Annotated in this window: 11 protein-coding genes; all 11 read left to right on the top strand. The window is 40.1% G+C overall.

Annotated elements, in window-relative coordinates; all coding sequences use genetic code 11:
- Positions 1-726 precede the first annotated feature (726 nt).
- The 11 genes from HF876_RS17425 to HF876_RS17375 all read left to right on the top strand — a co-directional run bounded on the left by HF876_RS17425 (position 727) and on the right by HF876_RS17375 (position 16,919).
- Complete coding sequence (locus HF876_RS17425) at positions 727-1,551, top strand: phosphate ABC transporter substrate-binding protein (RefSeq protein WP_169361327.1); 825 nt, start codon at positions 727-729, stop codon at positions 1,549-1,551.
- Between the two features lie 33 nt (positions 1,552-1,584).
- On the top strand, positions 1,585-2,499 hold the full coding sequence (pstC, locus tag HF876_RS17420; RefSeq protein ID WP_251552639.1) for a phosphate ABC transporter permease subunit PstC: 915 nt from the start codon (positions 1,585-1,587) through the stop codon (positions 2,497-2,499).
- 1 nt (position 2,500) lies between these two features.
- Positions 2,501-3,325, top strand: a complete 825-nt coding sequence (pstA, locus tag HF876_RS17415; RefSeq protein WP_169361325.1) for a phosphate ABC transporter permease PstA — start codon at positions 2,501-2,503, stop codon at positions 3,323-3,325.
- Between the two features lie 15 nt (positions 3,326-3,340).
- The gene (gene pstB, locus HF876_RS17410) at positions 3,341-4,150 is read left to right on the top strand and encodes a phosphate ABC transporter ATP-binding protein PstB (RefSeq protein WP_169361324.1); all 810 of its coding nucleotides are present in this window, start codon (positions 3,341-3,343) and stop codon (positions 4,148-4,150) included.
- Between the two features lie 18 nt (positions 4,151-4,168).
- The gene (gene phoU, locus HF876_RS17405; RefSeq protein ID WP_169361323.1) at positions 4,169-4,822 is read left to right on the top strand and encodes a phosphate signaling complex protein PhoU; all 654 of its coding nucleotides are present in this window, start codon (positions 4,169-4,171) and stop codon (positions 4,820-4,822) included.
- Positions 4,823-5,351: 529 nt separating this feature from the next.
- Entirely contained in the window at positions 5,352-6,434 is a 1,083-nt protein-coding gene (locus tag HF876_RS19310; RefSeq protein WP_169361322.1) for a Gfo/Idh/MocA family protein, read from the top strand.
- A 127-nt stretch (positions 6,435-6,561) separates the two neighbouring features.
- Entirely contained in the window at positions 6,562-7,410 is an 849-nt protein-coding gene (locus tag HF876_RS17395; RefSeq protein ID WP_169361321.1) for an STAS domain-containing protein, read from the top strand.
- A gap of 70 nt (positions 7,411-7,480) precedes the next feature.
- Complete coding sequence (locus HF876_RS17390) at positions 7,481-7,930, top strand: VanZ family protein (protein ID WP_169361320.1); 450 nt, start codon at positions 7,481-7,483, stop codon at positions 7,928-7,930.
- Complete coding sequence (locus HF876_RS17385; protein WP_169361328.1) at positions 7,927-9,222, top strand: MFS transporter; 1,296 nt, start codon at positions 7,927-7,929, stop codon at positions 9,220-9,222. Before HF876_RS17390 ends, HF876_RS17385 begins: the two co-directional genes overlap by 4 nt.
- Positions 9,223-9,647: 425 nt before the next feature.
- Positions 9,648-12,356 (top strand): 5'-nucleotidase C-terminal domain-containing protein, encoded by a 2,709-nt coding sequence (locus HF876_RS17380; RefSeq protein WP_169361319.1) that lies wholly within the window; start codon positions 9,648-9,650, stop codon positions 12,354-12,356.
- Positions 12,357-12,401: 45 nt separating this feature from the next.
- A complete protein-coding gene (locus HF876_RS17375; RefSeq protein ID WP_169361318.1) occupies positions 12,402-16,919 on the top strand; it encodes an endonuclease in 4,518 nt (1,505 codons plus the stop codon).
- The last annotated feature ends 543 nt before the right edge of the window (positions 16,920-17,462 follow it).

Here is a 17,462-nt window from a genome sequence, read left to right as displayed (position 1 = left end):
ATCCCCTTAACGGATAAAGTAAGTATGTGTTTAGAATAAAGATAGTAATACATTTACACAAAATATTTTACATTCCCATTTAAGGTGACAGATAGCTCCTGTTTAGGTGCGATGATTCCTAATTTAGGTGTCACTTTGAAAGTTTTATGTGCGCAACCCTAGTTTAGGTGACACATTCACAATTTTAGGTGACAGATAGCTCCTATTTAGGTGCGGTTACCTCTTATTTAGGTATCACTTGCTAGAGTTTTATGTGCACATCTTCAGTTTAGGTGACACATTCACAATTTTAGGTGACATCTAGCTCCTGTTTAGGTGCATTTTCAATTGGTTTAGGTGTCACTTTGAAAGTTTTATGTGTAAATCTCTAGTTTAGGTGACACATTCACAATTTAAGGTGACATCTAGCTCCTGTTTAGGTGCGGAATCTCCTCGTTTAGGTGACACTTTTACAGTTTTATGTGCACATCCCTAGTTAGGTGACATGTCACTCCTATTTAGGTGTGCTTTCCCCAGGTTTACGTGCGCTTCCCTTCGTTTGCTTTTAACCGTTCCCATATCTCTCTATTCACACCAGATCTTTTTACCGATTTTTCATTAAATTCACAATATATTTAATTCATTTTTAGAAAGTTTACAATACCTTAACATTTAGTTAATAGAGGGTTAAGAAATTAACTTTATGATGGAGAGTAGATAGAAGTCTATAACTTTTGGAGGTTGTCCATGTTATTTAAAAAAGCGATTGTTTCTCTCGTGATTCCGTTTGCGTTGTTAGCTGGCTGTGGAGGTAATGATTCGGGGCAGAGTAGTGGCGATAAGCAGACGATTTCTATTTCTGGGTCTACTTCGGTTGGTCCTTTGGCAGAGAAGTTGGCGATGAAGTATGAGGAAACGGAATCGGTCAAAATAGAGGTAAACCAGATTGGTTCGTCAGCTGGGATTACCAATGCAACAAATGGTGTTTCGGAAATTGGGATGAGCTCTCGTGATTTAAAGGATGAGGAAGCGGCTCAGTTAGAAGAAATTATCATTGCCTATGATGGGATTGTTATTGTGACGCATCCATCGAATAAGGTGGAGAACTTAACGATGGAACAGGTGAAGCAGATTTTCACTGGTGAGGTGAAGAACTGGAAGGAGCTTGGTGGAGAAGATTTGGAGATTGTGGTTGTTTCGCGTGAGGACGGCTCTGGTTCTCGTGATGCGTTCCAGGAAATTGTCGGCTATTCCTCTGGGGAATTGATTCGAAATGCGATTGTTGCTAGTGGGAACGGTAATATTAAGACAACAGTGGCAACAAATAAGCACGCAGTTGGCTTTATTTCCTTCGAATATATCGATGAAACGATCTACCCGATGAAGATTAATGGCGTAGAGCCGACCGCACAAAACGTGCTGGACGAAAAGTACGGTCTTTCAAGACCATTCTTATTCGTTTATAAGGAAGGCGAGTTAACAGCTGCTGGGCAGCAATTTATCGATTATATTTTAAATCCTGAAGGACAGCAAATAGTTTCGGAGGCAGGAGCTATCCCTATTCTTCAATAAAATCTGTGAAATTACATAATGGGAGGAACTTGCGTGACTACACCACCATTCGAGAAGCAAACCGTTGAAATAGAAAAAGCAAACAAACGCAAGTATTTTCTAGAAGGTTTATCTGCAAAGGTTTTCCTTGCTTGCGCCTTATTATCGGTCATCAGTTTAGCGTTAATAGTAGGTTTTGTATTTTATAAAGGATCCTATCCGTTTATAGCAGAGGGCTATAGCTTTATAGATTTTATTTTCGGCTCGGACTGGGTTCCAAGTGAGGATAAATTCGGTATTTTCCCAATGATCGTGGCTTCTCTATTCGCGACAATTGGTGCATTAATTATTGGAGTTCCAATTGGCTTGTTCACGGCGATTTTCTTAGCAGAGATCGCACCTAAGTGGTTAGCTAAATTAATTTCTCCAGCTATTCAACTTTTAGCTGGTATCCCTTCTGTATTGTACGGGGTATTTGGTCTTGCGATTATCGTTCCTTTTTTACAGGACAACTTTGGACTTGCAAGAGGACAAAGCTTATTGGCAGTCATTCTCGTGTTAGCCATTATGATGCTGCCTACGATTGTTACGGTAGCAGAGACATCGATTCGTGCTGTACCTAAGGCATATACAGAGGGCTCTTTAGCGCTTGGTGTATCTCATATCGGGACCATTTTCAAAGTAATTGTTCCTGCTGCAAAGTCTGGAATCATGGCAGCGATTGTCCTTGGATTAGGACGAGCGATTGGGGAGACGATGGCCGTTATCTTGGTTGCGGGGAACAGCTTGATCATTCCTACAAGTCTTACAGACAGTGTTCGACCGTTGACTACGAATATTGCTTTAGAGATGGGATATGCGTTTGGAACTCATCAGGAAATGTTATTTGCAACGGGAATCGTTTTATTCTCCTTCATTTTAATTTTGAATTTTGTTCTAGCTAGAATTACAGCAAGAGGAGGCAACTAATATGAATAGGGTAAAGGATAATATATTACGTGGTCTCTTATGGTTTTCTGCTTTCATATCGGTTGCCATTCTCGTTGTCATTGTTGGCTATATTTTTTATAAAGGCTTTCGATTAATCAGCTTTGATTTTATATTCGGCGATTACTCTCCAACTGAGGGAGGCGGCATCTGGCCGATGATCGTCACGACGATTTATTCGATTCTAATCTCGCTGGCTATTGCAACACCAATCGGTATTTTGGCAGCCGTGTATTTACACGAGTATGCGAAGCAAGGTCGACTAGTGAAAATCATTCGCTACGCAACTGAGAGCTTAACAGGGATTCCTTCTATTATTTATGGATTGTTTGGTGCAGTATTCTTTGTTGCTACGTTAAAGCTTGGTATGTCTATTATCGCTGCGTCGCTAACATTGACGATTATCGTGCTACCAGTCATTATCCGAACGACGGAAGAGGCATTAAAGACGGTACCTAACACGTATAGAGAAGGCTCTCTAGCACTAGGGACGACGAAGCTACAAACGCTTTATAAAATTATTTTGCCAAGTGCAATGCCAGGGATTTTGTCCGGAATTATTCTTTCCATCGGACGGATCGTGGGAGAATCGGCGGCTATCTTCTTAACAGCGGGAACAGTTGCGGCGATGCCAGATAGTATTTTCTCTTCAGCACGAACGTTAACAGTACATTCTTACTTAGTTACTCAGGAAACGGGAAATATTGAATTGGCAGCAGCCATTGGTATTGTCCTGATCGTGATCATCTTAGTCCTTAACTTGTCTGCAACTTATATATCGAAGAAATTCAATAAGGCAAATCATTAAACGAAGGAGACCAACATGAAGAAATTACTTTCTAAATCTACCGCTGAAAGCTCTGGTGCAATTACAACTACGGAGCAATCAAAAATTAATGTGTATGACCTGAATTTATTCTACGGGGAGAAGCAGGCGTTATATGGTGTTTCCTTAGGTATCCAGGAGAAAGAAGTAACCGCATTGATTGGACCTTCCGGCTGTGGTAAATCCACGTTTCTACGTACATTAAATCGTATGAATGATTTAATTGATAGCGTGAAAATCACGGGAAGAATTGTGATTGATGAAGAAGATATATATGCAAGTCAGGACGTGATCAAGCTACGTACAAAGGTAGGAATGGTTTTCCAAAAACCGAACCTGTTCCCGATGAGCATTTTTGATAATGTAGCTTATGGACCACGTATGCAAGGCATTAAAAGCAAGAAGGCTTTAAATGAGATCGTGGAAGAAAGTCTTCGTGGGGCTGCGATTTGGGATGAAGTGAAGGACAGATTAAAAACATCTGCCTTAGGACTTTCCGGTGGACAGCAGCAGCGTGTGTGTATCGCTCGTGCGATTGCCATGAAGCCAGATGTGATTTTAATGGACGAGCCAACTTCCGCACTAGATCCAATTTCAACACTTAAAGTAGAAGAGCTTATCACACAAATGAAAAAAGATTACACGATTGTGATCGTGACACATAATATGCAGCAGGCAGCTAGAATCTCTGATAAAACAGCATTTTTCTTAAATGGGGAAGTCATCGAGTACGATCAAACAGACATTATCTTTTCAACACCAAGTGACTCTCGAACAGAAGATTATATTACTGGTCGTTTCGGATAATAAGATGGGAGACGGAAAATGATACGCGAAAACTTTGAAAATAACATGCAGGAGCTAGAAAATAAGCTAGCTGAAATGGTAAGAATCACAGAGGAGCAGCTAGAATGCTCCTACCAAGCATTAGAAACGCAGGACATCGAGCTTGCTTTAAAGACAATTGAAAAAGACAATACGATCGATGACATGGAAAAGGAAATTAACCAAATGGCTATTTGGTTTATCTCCAAGGAACAGCCACTTGCTCGTGACTTACGCCGAATCATTGGCGTGCTGAAAATATCAAGCGACATCGAGCGCATCGCTGATTTTGCGGTTAACATCTCCAAGGCAACTATTAAAATTGGAGAGCGACCATCCCTGTTAGACATGACAAAGCTTGAACCGATGAAGACGGTATCCATTACGATGCTACAAAAATCGTTGAAGTCGTTTGTTGATGAAGATATTGCCCTTGCGAAGGAAGTAGCCGACCTGGATGACCTAGTCGATGCAAACAGCAGAACCAATTACCAAAATCTTATTCAATACTTAAGCGAGCATCCCGAGGACACAGCCCAGCTAGTCCAGCTCCTATTCATCAACCGTTTCTTAGAACGCACAGCCGACCACATCACTAACATAGCAGAAAGCACCGCTTATCTGATTAAAGGTAGGATGTATGATTTTAACTAACATTGTATCGCCTCCGAAAATTGCTTCGGAGGCTTTCTTGTAAAAGTGATTCGACCGTTGATAAGGGTTTATCACCGTTCAGCAAAGGTTTATAACCGTTCGCAAAGATTTATAACCGTTCAGCGAAGGTTTATCACCGTTCGCAGAGATTTATCACCGTTCAAAGAGAGTTTATCACCGTTCGCGAGACATTTATCACCGGTAGGGAGAAATATGACCGTTCGCAAAGATTTATGACCGGTAGAGAGATTAACTGTAAAAAGGTATTGATTTGTCGTGAAAAGTGGCATCATAAATTTAAAATTAGTAACCTTTATTGTCTTATAGGAAAGATTTTCAAATCTGCTCTATATTTATTTCCAAAATGAAGTAACTAAAGAGTTTAACTTTTAGTTGATAAAACTATAGATTGGAATATGATATAATAGTGTAGGCTTTATGTGAGGATATTCACTAAGAGTATAACTTTAAGTGTTTGGATAACATAAGAGCATATAGATTTTGGATATTCCAAAGGAGGAACACGTAAGTGAGTTTAAAATATGCAATTATCGGGTGTGGACGAATCTCTCCTAATCATGTTGCTGCAGCTATAGAAAATAATTTAAATATTGTGGCGTTATGTGATGTGGACGAGAGCAAAATGGATGCAACAATTTCCATGTTTGAGCTACCAGAAACAGTGAAGAAATATACGGATTACAAGGAAATGCTTCAGCAGGAATCTCCTGAGCTAATCGGGATTTGTACAGAAAGCGGAAAGCATGCACAAATCGCTTTAGATTGTATCGAGCATGGCAGCAATCTAATTATCGAGAAGCCAATCGCATTATCTTTAGAAGAAGCAGATCAAATCATCGCTTTAGCTAAAGAGAAAAATGTTAAAGTAAGTGCTTGTCACCAAAACCGCTTTAACAAGTCTGTTCAAAAAATGAGAGAAGCTGTTGAAGAAGGTCGCTTCGGTCGATTACTTCACGGAACTGCTCATATCCGTTGGAACCGTGGGGAAGATTACTATACGCAAGCTCCATGGCGCGGAACTTGGGAGCAAGATGGCGGCGCGTTGATGAACCAATGTATACATAATATTGACTTGTTACGTTGGATGATGGGCGACGAAATCGTAGAGGTTGTTGGTATGACGGACAATCTAATGCACGGCTTCATCGAGGCAGAAGACCTTGGTATGGCTTTAGTTCGCTTTAAAAATGGAAGCTACGGAATTATCGAAGGTACAACGAATATCTTCCCTAAAAACCTAGAAGAAACACTTTATGTGTTTGGTGAGGAAGGTACTGTTAAAATCGGTGGTAAATCTGTTAACATCATTGAAGAGTGGATGTTCGCTGATGACAAGGATAACTCAGAAGAAGTAAAAGCAAAATACTACGAAAATCCACCATCTGTATACGGTTTTGGGCATAACCCACTATATACAGACGTGATCGATGCTATTAAAAACGACAGAGATCCTTATGTAACAGCAGTGGACGGTAGAAATGCACTTGAGCTAGTGTTAGCTATTTATAAATCAGCTGCCGAAGGTAAAAGTGTTAAACTTCCATTGGAAAAATGTAGCACAATGGACTTTGCAGGAAGATTTTCAAAATAAATATATTTTAGCAGCCGGAGTTTCACTTCGGTTGCTTTTTTTAATTAAAAATAGAATAAAATACCTTTTTCTTACTGAAACATTTATAATAGAGTTACTATTGTTTAGAAAGAAAGAAGGAGATCACTTGTCTTCAATTAATGAACAACTTTACAATTATTTGATTGAAAATTCTCCACATATTTCCCAGCAGTGGCTAGAGGAAAAAAGAAATTTTACTGATCCTTTTTATTCAAATAATCCTAACCCTTCAATAGATGAACTGCTGAAGGAACAGAATGCATTGACGATTAGGACAGTTGCCACTTCCTTATTGGATGAGAAAACATTTTCCGAGCTATTAGAGACATGGGCTGAAACAGTCGCAAAAAATAGAGTAGAAAATAATATAGCAATTCATAATGTGATCGAGGCACTTAACAAGACGAGAGAGATTATTTGGAGCTATGTAGAACGTTTTGTTCAAGGTCAAGCAGGAGCTATTACAACTAAAGATGTTTTAAAGTGGAGCTCCATTTATAATCAATCTTTTGACCGATTAATCTTTGAATTCTCTAAACGCTATTATTATCTTTTTACGACTCGGCTTAATGCTCAACAAATGCTAATACGTGAATTGAGCAGTCCTATCATACCTATACTAGAAAAGGTTGGTGTCTTGCCAATCGTTGGAGACGTGGATACATATCGCGCAAAATCTCTAAGTGAAGAGATTCCACAAAAGTGTATAGAGCTTGGGTTAGATAAGCTGTTTATTGATATTTCCGGAGTTTCTATAATAGATACAATGGTTGCCAATGAGCTGTATAAGTTTATGGAGGTTTTAAGCTTACTAGGAATTCGTCCATATATTTCGGGTATTCGCCCAGAGGTGGCACATACCTCTGTCCAGCTAGGACTAGACTTCGGTAAGATTTCTACATTCAGTTCGTTAAAGCAAGCCTTGCTTCGGACAGGCGTTTATAAAAATATGTAATGTTTAATAGCAGCTGGAGCTATAGCTTTAGTTGCTTTTTTGATAAGAAAAGCTTTAAAGGTGAGGTTATATGTCGAAAATTTGGTCGTATTTAGCAGTGGTTTTATGGATGGGGTTAATCTTCTTTTTCTCCAGTCAGCCAGCTGATGATTCAAAGGAATTAAGTACAGGGGTAACAGAGGTAATTTTATCAGTGGTGGAAGCTGTTGCTCCGGAGTCGGATTTATTTGTTGATCATTTACATCATTTCGTACGAAAGAATGCACATTTTCTTATTTATTTTGTATTGGGAATATTGGTTGTCCGAGCGTTCCGGTTAAGTGAGATTCAAGGTAAGAAAAGTATTGTATTTGCTTTAGCTATTTGCATTGTTTATGCGATTAGTGACGAGCTTCATCAGCTGGTTGTCCCTGGTCGGGGAGCGCAGGTGAAGGATGTATTGATCGATAGTACTGGCGCATTTGTTGGAATAATACTATATAGTTGGCTAAAGGGTTTACGGAGGAGTTCAAAAGCATAGATTTGGGGGTGGCTTTTATTTCACAGGAAAAAATTGATATTCAGAGATACATAGATTCTCCAGAAGAAATCCAGCGACTATATAAAAGAACATTGTGGATAGTCGTTTTGTCACAGGTTTTTGGAGGAGCAGGATTGGCAGCTGGAATAACAGTCGGGGCTTTGATTGCTCAGGATATGCTAGGGACAGATAGCTATGCAGGTATACCTACTGCCCTGTTCACGTTAGGGTCAGCAGGAGCGGCGTTGATGGTTGGGAGAATGTCACAGCGTTATGGTAGGAGGTATGGCTTGTCCGGCGGATTTATCGTCGGTGGTATTGGTGCCATTGGGGTAGTTGCTGCTGCTATGACTGACAGTATCATCTTACTGTTTGCCTCCTTGTTAATATATGGTGCAGGATCAGCGACAAACTTGCAGGCTAGATATGCAGGAACGGATTTAGCCACTGCCAAGCAGCGAGGTACTGCCATTAGTATTGCGATGGTATCGACCACATTAGGGGCGTTTGCGGGTCCAAATTTAGTAGGGGTTATGGGAAAGTTTGCTGAGTCTATAGGGGTTCCATCTCTTGCCGGGCCATTTATATTGGCGGCAGCCGCCTATTTATTGGCTGGAACAATTCTTTGGGTTTTATTGCGGCCAGATCCGTTAGTGATTTCGACTGCTATTAATAAGCAGGTGGAACAGGATACTTCAAGTGTGGAAGAGGAAGTAGAGGATAGGAGAGGTATTTTCATCGGGGCTGCCGTTATGGTCATCACTCAGGTCGTGATGGTTTCCATTATGACAATGACTCCCGTGCACATGAGGCATCATGGACATGACTTGAACGCAGTCGGTCTTGTCATTGGCTTTCATGTGGCTGCGATGTATTTACCCTCACTTGTTACTGGGATACTAGTTGACCGTTTTGGTCGTGTGGCGATTGCGGTAGCTTCTGGTTTTACACTGCTGGCTGCAGGGTTAGTGGCGGCATTTGCACCAGGTGACTCTTTAGGAATGCTTATTGTGGCGCTTGCTTTACTTGGGCTAGGCTGGAATTTCGGTTTGATCAGCAGTACTGCTTTGATCGTAGATTCCACAGTACCTGCAACACGGGCGAAAAGACAAGGCTCGATTGACGTATGGGTGGCGCTCGCTGGTGTTTCGGGTGGCGGCTTGTCGGGTGTGATTGCGGCTCAAACTAGCTATATGACACTTTCACTAGTGGCCGGGATTTTATCGTTCATACTCATAGTTGGCTTGTGTAAGGTTCCAGGTAGAGCTTGGAAATTTTCGTGGAAGAGTTAAAATATGAAGGGCTGTTTTGTTAGGTGTTTTTGTGCCTGACAGACAGCTTTTTTTGTTTGTGTTGTGTGTGTCCCTGTGTCAGAAGTAATTCACCAACCAGAGCTTCTTTTATATTAATCACTATACTCACGACACTTGCATATGAAAATGACATTTTAGTTGTATATTCTATGTAAAGTTTCCCTTTATAACTAAATGTTTTTATTGAAGATTTATAACCGAGGAACGCTACGAATCGCAATTTACTTCAGCCATCTAACTAGTCGATATATGTAAATTAGAGTATTACAAATATTTAATATTTTCCTAATTGTATTTAATGATTCGCCATGTTATGGTAATAATTGACATGAATATTAGTTCTAAATTTGCTAATTAATGTCAGGATATTAAGGCGTTATATATTAAAAATATGGAGGGAAATCATGAACAACAAGATGAAGAAATCTGTCATGGCAGCAGTACTCACAACTTCTCTGCTAGTTTCAAGCAATACAGGTTATGCTAATAGTTCACTTCAATCGATGGTGGATCAGGCAAGAAAAGACATGAAGGAGGCTGCATATGCTTATGTAGTTCCTGCTCAGAACGGTCAGGTTGCTACTAGCGCAGAATTATATCCGGCATTAAATTTGGCGAAGAAGAACTATCAAAAGGTAAGAAGTGCTATACAAAAATCGAACGCTTCAAACAAGAATGCTATGTTGAGAGATTTAGATGCTTTATACGAGGAGCGTGTTACTAAGGGGATCATACCTTATATTGATGCTTATAATTACGCGGACAAGTATTTAAATCCTATAATGGCTGATATGAAAAAGGCAGAGAGTGCAAAGGATTGGGAAAAGGTTGAATCACTTTATCACAAGCTTTCTGTTCAGCTAAAAAATAGAACCGTTATCCTATACCGTTTTTCTGGTAAAGCAGCTAGAGATCTATTACTAGATCAGTATAAGGAGCCTGCAAATCAAAAACGAGATCAGTTAATGATACCTGTCACTATTTATATGAAAGTGAAGGAAGCGGATAAGCTACTTGCAGCGGGTAAAAAGGAAGAAGCCATTAAGATATTAGAATCTATTAAACCATTAGTTATTCGTTTACCTTCTCCTAGCGCTTTACCTATGGTGAAGGAGCTTATCGACAAGGTGACGGAGGTATCTAAAAAAGCAGGAATGGATATTATTATTCCGACACCAATGCCTACACCTGTTCCAACACCACCTTCTATACCAAACCCACCACCATCACCAGGTAACGGCGGCGGAGGAGGCGGGGGCGGAGGTACTCCCGATACAAATTTCAAATTATCTATCATGCATACAAACGATACACATGCTCAATTAGATAATGTGGCAAAGCGCGTGACAGCTGTAAAAGATTTTCGTAAGGAAAAGCCATCAGCCCTTCTAATTGACGCTGGAGATGTATTCTCTGGAACTTTATATTTTAATGAATTTCAAGGACAAGCTGATTTGGAATTTATGAACCTGATGAAGTATGATGTCATGACCCTTGGGAATCATGAGTTTGACTTAGGCTCGAGCTCGGAAGGGCATAAAGCTTTAGCGGAATTTATCAAGAAATCTAAATTCCCTATTGTAAGCTCCAATGTCGACTTTTCGGAGGACGTAAATCTTCAAGGATTATTTAATGTTAAAGTAACAAGCAGCGCAAAAGACGGTCAAATATACAGCGGAATTATCAAAGTAGTAAATGGCCAAAAAATTGGATTGTTTGGTTTAACGACACAGGAAACAAAAGATATATCTAGTCCTGAAAAAGTAGCTTTTACAGATTATATTAAAGCTGCAGAAACAATGGTAGCAGAGTTTAAAAAGCAAGGCGTCAACAAGGTTATTGCTGTCACTCACCTAGGGTATGACGATAATCCTGCGTATGACAACGACTTAGAGCTAGCAGCTAGAGTTTCTGGAATTGATATTATAGTTGGGGGACATAGTCATACCAAACTAGAGGCTCCAGTAGTGGTTAATAAAGACAAAAACGGTAAAGCAAAGGATCCTACGGTCATTGTACAAGCCTATCAGTATAGTGAGTTTTTAGGTACTTTGGATGTCGAGTTTGATAAGAATGGTAAAGTTGTAAAGAATGCTGGAAAGCTAATCAGTGTAAATGAAAAAACAGAAGATGCAGAAGCAAAAAAAATGTTAGAAAAATACTCAAATAAAATTAAAGAAATAAAAGAGATGGAAACGGGAGCAACTGCTGTTAAAGCATTAGAAAATCCACGGGCTACTGCAGATAACCCTGCTAGTGTTCGAAGCAATGAAACTCCACTTGGTAATTTAATAACAGATGGCATGTTAAATAAGGCAAGAGTGTATAACAAAGATGTAATTATGGCATTCCAAAATGGAGGAGGTATCCGAGCTGCTATTAATCAGGGACCGATCACAGTCGGAGAGGTTATTTCCGTGCTTCCATTTGGTAACACCTTAGCAACTATGAAGCTTTCAGGTGCAGAGATAAAAGCTGCATTTGAGATTAGCTTTAAAGAGTCTCCAAAGGAAAATGGTGGTTTCCTTCATGTATCAGGAGCAAAGGTTGTCTATGATTCTACCAAACCAGTTGGGCAACGAGTAGTTTCTATTCAATATAAGGATGCTGCAGGTAAGTATGTTCCACTAGAAAACGAACAAGAGTATATGATTGCGACAAACGCGTTCACCGCTAAGGGTGGAGACGGCTACGATGTGCTTAAAAAAGCGTATGAACAAGGCAGAGTAACTGATTTAGGTCTCTCTGATTGGGAAAACCTACGAGAGCATATCGCAGCGCTTAAAACTGTAGATCCTCAAGTAGAAGGACGAATTGTGAATGTTGCTGGCCAAGGTGACACTGAAATTCCTGGCGGAAATATCCCTGCTGATGACTTCTCAGGAACTAAAGAGGAGCCTAAAGTATATAAAGGCGATGTAACCGTATCATTATCAGATATAAGTAAGCTTGAACATGCAGTAATAAAAGGAAATCTAACATTAGTTGGTAGCCCATCAGGAAGTGTATCCTTCTTCAATATTACAGTTGAGGGCGATGCAGACTTTTCAGAGTTAGATAGTGATAGCTACACCTTAGACGGAATAACGGTCTTAGGAAATATCATTCTATAGCTTTTATTAATACTAAAATCCCTAACTAAAAGGAGAAATATAGAGATGATAAAAAGGAACTGGAAAAAGCATTTAAATGTGCTTTTGTCTGCAACACTTATGGCCGGACTAGTTTTACCAGCGCTACCTTCCAAGGCAGTTGCGGCTACTAATGCCACAGATTTAATCATTTCAGAGTACGTAGAGGGAAATAGCAATAACAAAGCAATTGAGCTTTATAATGGGACTGGCTCTGACTTAGATCTTTCTAATTATTCGTTAGAGCTTTATACGAATGGTAGTAAAACTAAACAAGCCTCCTTAAATTTAACGGGCACGTTAGCTCACGGTAAAACTTATGTAATTTATAATAATCAAGCGAATGCAGCCCTTAAAGCCAAAGGGGATTTGCAAAATGGTACTGTGACTGCCTTTAACGGAGACGATGTTCTTCTGTTAAAGAAATCTACTGAGGTTGTCGATTCTTTTGGTCAACTTGGAGTAAGAATAGGATGGGGAGAAAATGTCACGCTAGTGAAAAAGGCATCTGTTCTTTCTGGAGATTCAAATCCTGAGGATGTCTATGATGTCGCTGTGCAATGGGATACCCATAATGTAGATACATTCGATTTTTTAGGCTCCCATACAATGGGTGGAACAACTCCAGTGGAACCAGACCCAGAGGAGCCAGAGGAACCAACATATATTACAGTTGCTGAAGCTCGATCAGGAAAAATAGGAGACACGGTAACTATTAAGGCAATTGTAGCTGCTAACCTGAAAAACAGCATTTCTGTACAGGATGGGGCGACTGGGATTGCAGTTCGACCTTCTAGTCTTTCAGCAACGGTTGGCGATGAAGTCATTGTAACAGGTAAGCTAGCGGAATACCGAGGGCTTTTACAATTGGACAATGCTACTCTTGTTAAAAAGCAAGAACGGGTAGGTGCTCCAGCTCCTAAGGTTGTAACAGGGGCAGAAGTGAATGAAGCGAATGAATCACTTCTAGTTCAAGCTAAAAACATTACAATCACTGCAGACAACACTAATAACAACTTTACGGCTACTGATGGAACAACGAGCTTTATTGTGCGAGATGAAAGCGGGACATTAAACTTAAAAGTTGGTAATGTCTATGAATCTATTACAGGAATCGTTCAACAATTTGATAATGACTATCAAATTATTCCACGATTTGCGTCAGATATCGTAGAGGATAGCACGATTTTACAGCCGGTAGTCGCTACACCTGGAAGCGGGACATACGTAGGGGGCACTGCGGTAACTCTTTCTACTACGACATCCGGTGCTGAAATTTATTACACAATAGATGGTACAGACCCTACTGTTGAAAGTCCAAAATATACGTCGCCATTCGATATTCAAACGAATACAACAGTAAAGGCTATAGCGGTAACAGCTGATGGAGTCTCTGAAATAAAAACCTTTGAATACATCATTACAGACAGTCTGCAAATCCATGATATTCAAGGTGAAGGCCATACAACGTCTTTTGCAAATCAAACGGTGGAAGGAATCCAAGGGATTGTCACTTATTCATTTGTTTTAAACGGGGCAACTTACTATACGATTCAAACTCCAGATGAGTTTGTTGATGACAATTCCAATACTTCAGAAGCAATTATGCTATACAGTGGAACTAGCACTTGGCCAATTAAGATTGGGGATTTAGTAGAGGTTACTGGGAAAGTTAGTGAGTATGCATATGATGGATACGCCGATGCTAACCAAACAGACTTGAAAACAACTCAAATAAATGTACGAAATGACCAAGGCGGAAAAGTTAAAGTAGTGAAGAACAATGTATCTTTACCAGAGCCAATTATCATTGATGAGTCAAAAATGAATTTACAGGCAATTGATAGCGATTATTTACAAGTTTTTAATCCAACTATCGATGCAATTGATTTCTGGGAAAGTATAGAAGGAATGCGCGTACAAGTTGGTAATGTTAAATCAGTATCACCTCAGGAGCACGGAGATTTGATTACCGTATTAGAAAATGCACCAACCAATTCTCTTCACGGAGGAGTGCTTTTTGAGGAAGGTAACCAAAACCCGAATCGTATTCAATTCCGATTGGAGCCAAATGGAGCAGCACGAAACTTCGAGGTTGCGACAGGGGACAAGTTTACAGGTCCAATTGTTGGAGTTGTAGGGTACTCGTATCAAAACTTTAAAATTTATGTTTCTCTAAATGAAATGCAAGCAGCACACACAAAAGGTACTGCTTCTCCAGAGAAAACTACAATTGTAAAAGCAGAAGACAAACTGACAATTGCTTCCTACAATTTAGAGAATTTCTCTAATAACAAATCGTCAACTTCAGACGACAAAGCTAGAAAATTAGCTAGAGCTATCGCTAATGATATGCAAAGTCCAGATATCGTTGGCGTAACAGAGGTTCAAGATAACAATGGAGAATCTACAGGAGATTCTAAAGCAAATCAAAGCTATGAGCGTCTAATAACGGCAATTAAGGCTGCCGGCGGAGTGGAATATGAATATGTAAATATTGATCCTGTCAACAATGCGGATGGTGGAGCACCTAATGCTAATATTCGTGTTGGTTTTCTTTATAACCCGGAGCGTGTGTCGTTAACGCAAGGGATGCCAGTAGGTGGAGCTACCACTAAAGTTGGCTACGAAAATGGTAAGCTAACGCATAATCCAGGTCGTATTGACCCAACCAATAGTGCATTTAATAGCAGTCGTAAGCCTTTGGCAGCTCAATTTGACTTCCAAGGTGAGAATGTAATCGTAATTGCGAATCACTGGAATTCTAAATCTGGAGATACTCCTTTGTTTGGAGCTATTCAGCCCCCAATTTATACAAGTGAAGCACAGCGTCACCAGATTGCAAACATAGTTTATGGATTTATAAAAGATGTTCACACGAAAAATCCAGTAGCTAATATCGTTTCATTAGGAGACTTTAACGACTATCAATTCTCTCAATCGTTAAAAATTCATGAAGGTCAATTAATGAAGAATATGATCAACAAAGTGGAAGCTTCGGATAGATACACGTATTTATATCAAGGAAATTCACAAGTGTTAGATCATATTTTAGTAACGAATAACCTAGCCAACAAAACTAAAATTGATGTACTTCATATCAATGCTGACTTCACAGATATGGCAGGACGTGCTTCTGACCATGATCCTGTGATGGTTCAAATTGATCTGCTTGCAGAGGATGAAGTTACACCAATAGTCGCAGAAAAGCACTATAACCTGAAAAATATTCAATCAAACAGAGTAACTATTACTAAACCAAGCGTTTCCATCGAATTGGATGCTCAATCTGAAATAACAGAAGGTATATTCTTTACCGGTGCTTACGCAGAATTTAAAGGAGAAGGCTTTGCAGAGCATGCTGTTACCCTTGTCCCGGCAAAGGATGGAGCAATCACAGACTTCAAAGGTACACACGTGCTTAAGGTCGTTGTGGATGGCACAAATGTTAAGGAAATAAAAGGCGCAGAAAATATTCAAGAATTTGATTTTATTAACGGCGCAACAAGAGATTCTATCAAGATTACCAATTCAAAAGGGGAACCCATTGTGGTTCCTTCCTTACCTGGAGAAAACCGAGCTCCAATCGTTTCAACTATACCTGCTATGACTTTAAAGGTAGGACAATTAAAAACCATTAATTTAATGGACTACTTCTCTGATCCGGATGCGGATGAGCTGACGTTTACGTCCACATTAGGAACAATCAAAGGGTCTGTATTAACCCTTGACTTAGCAGAGGGAAATCACATAGTAGGGGTTACTGGATCAGACGGCGATAAAGAAGTAACGACTCGATTCAGTGTAGTTGTCTCATCAGCTAGTTCACCGACAGATAATTATTATAAGGATGCTCTTGGTAAAGAAGGTGCTGCGCTAAAAGCTGCCCTTCATGAAATTATCGATGACCATACCGAATTATCTTATAGTCAAGTATGGGATGCATTGAAAGAAACGGATGAGGACCCGAAAAATAAAAATAATGTGATCTTGTTTTATTCCGGGAAATCCCGCTCTAAAACTGCCAACGGAGGAAAGGTAGGACAGTGGAACCGCGAGCATACGTGGGCTAAGTCTCATGGAGATTTTGGTACAAGTAAAGGTCCTGGAACAGACATCCATCACCTCCGTCCCACGGACGTTCAAGTGAATAGTGCTAGAGGGAACCTAGACTTTGATAATGGTGGGTCGCCAGTTAGCGGCTGTGATGGCTGCTATAAGACGAAAAATTCCTTTGAGCCACCAGATAGAGTAAAGGGTGACGTTGCTCGTATTCTTTTTTATATGGCTACACGGTATGAAGCAGGAGATCGAGTAGATTTAGAGCTAAATGAAAAACTAAACAATGGCTCAGCTCCTTTTCATGGCAAGCTTTCTGTTTTACTAGAGTGGCATGAACAAGATCCTGTAGACGAATTTGAACTTAACCGAAACAATGTTATCCAGGAATGGCAAGGAAATCGCAATCCATTTATCGATCATCCTGAATGGGTGGAGTTAATATGGGGAGAAGCAGGTTCTTTAGCTCTTCCGAAAGCTTCATAAGCCATATTAAAAGACTGGATCCCTTCAAACAGGGGGTCCAGTCTTTTAGTTACTGGAAATTTTCGAACATCAATGAATTTGCATGGGTAGTTCGAGTTGGCCAAGTTTAACATCTGATTTTAGGTGGTTTACGACAATCACTGCTTAGATTACGATAATTCCGCTCCTGAATGCGACAATGAGGGCCCGGATTACTACAATCAAGCTCAAGTTTACGATAATCCTCCCGAAGATTACGACAATCCCTAAAACGGCTCACCGGTAAAAGTTATGTTTGCGACAATGAGCACCCGGATTACTACAATCAAGCTCAGGTTTACGACAATCGCCCCGAAGATTACGACAATCTCAAAACTGCTCATCGCTCTAAGTTATATTTGCGACAATGAGCACCCGGATTACTACAATCAAGCTCAAGTTTACGATAATCCTCCCGAAGATTACGACAATCCCTAAAACGGCTCAACGGTAAAAGTTATGTTTGCGACAATGAGCACCCGGATTACTACAATCAAGCTCAGGTTTACGACAATCGCCCCGAAG

The sequence above is a fragment of the Psychrobacillus sp. BL-248-WT-3 genome (assembly GCF_012843435.1).
Lineage (GTDB): Bacteria > Bacillota > Bacilli > Bacillales_A > Planococcaceae > Psychrobacillus.
This window is presented reverse-complemented; position numbering and strand designations above follow the sequence as displayed.

Bases quoted from the DNA above. Each gene is read 5' to 3' on its own strand.
- HF876_RS17380 (WP_169361319.1), top strand. From the start codon at position 9,648: ATGAACAACAAGATGAAGAAATCTGTCATGGCAGCAGTACTCACAACT.
- pstB (WP_169361324.1), top strand. From the start codon at position 3,341: ATGAAGAAATTACTTTCTAAATCTACCGCTGAAAGCTCTGGTGCAATT.
- phoU (WP_169361323.1), top strand. From the start codon at position 4,169: ATGATACGCGAAAACTTTGAAAATAACATGCAGGAGCTAGAAAATAAG.
- HF876_RS17375 (WP_169361318.1), top strand. From the start codon at position 12,402: ATGATAAAAAGGAACTGGAAAAAGCATTTAAATGTGCTTTTGTCTGCA.
- HF876_RS17390 (WP_169361320.1), top strand. From the start codon at position 7,481: ATGTCGAAAATTTGGTCGTATTTAGCAGTGGTTTTATGGATGGGGTTA.
- pstA (WP_169361325.1), top strand. From the start codon at position 2,501: ATGAATAGGGTAAAGGATAATATATTACGTGGTCTCTTATGGTTTTCT.
- HF876_RS17425 (WP_169361327.1), top strand. From the start codon at position 727: ATGTTATTTAAAAAAGCGATTGTTTCTCTCGTGATTCCGTTTGCGTTG.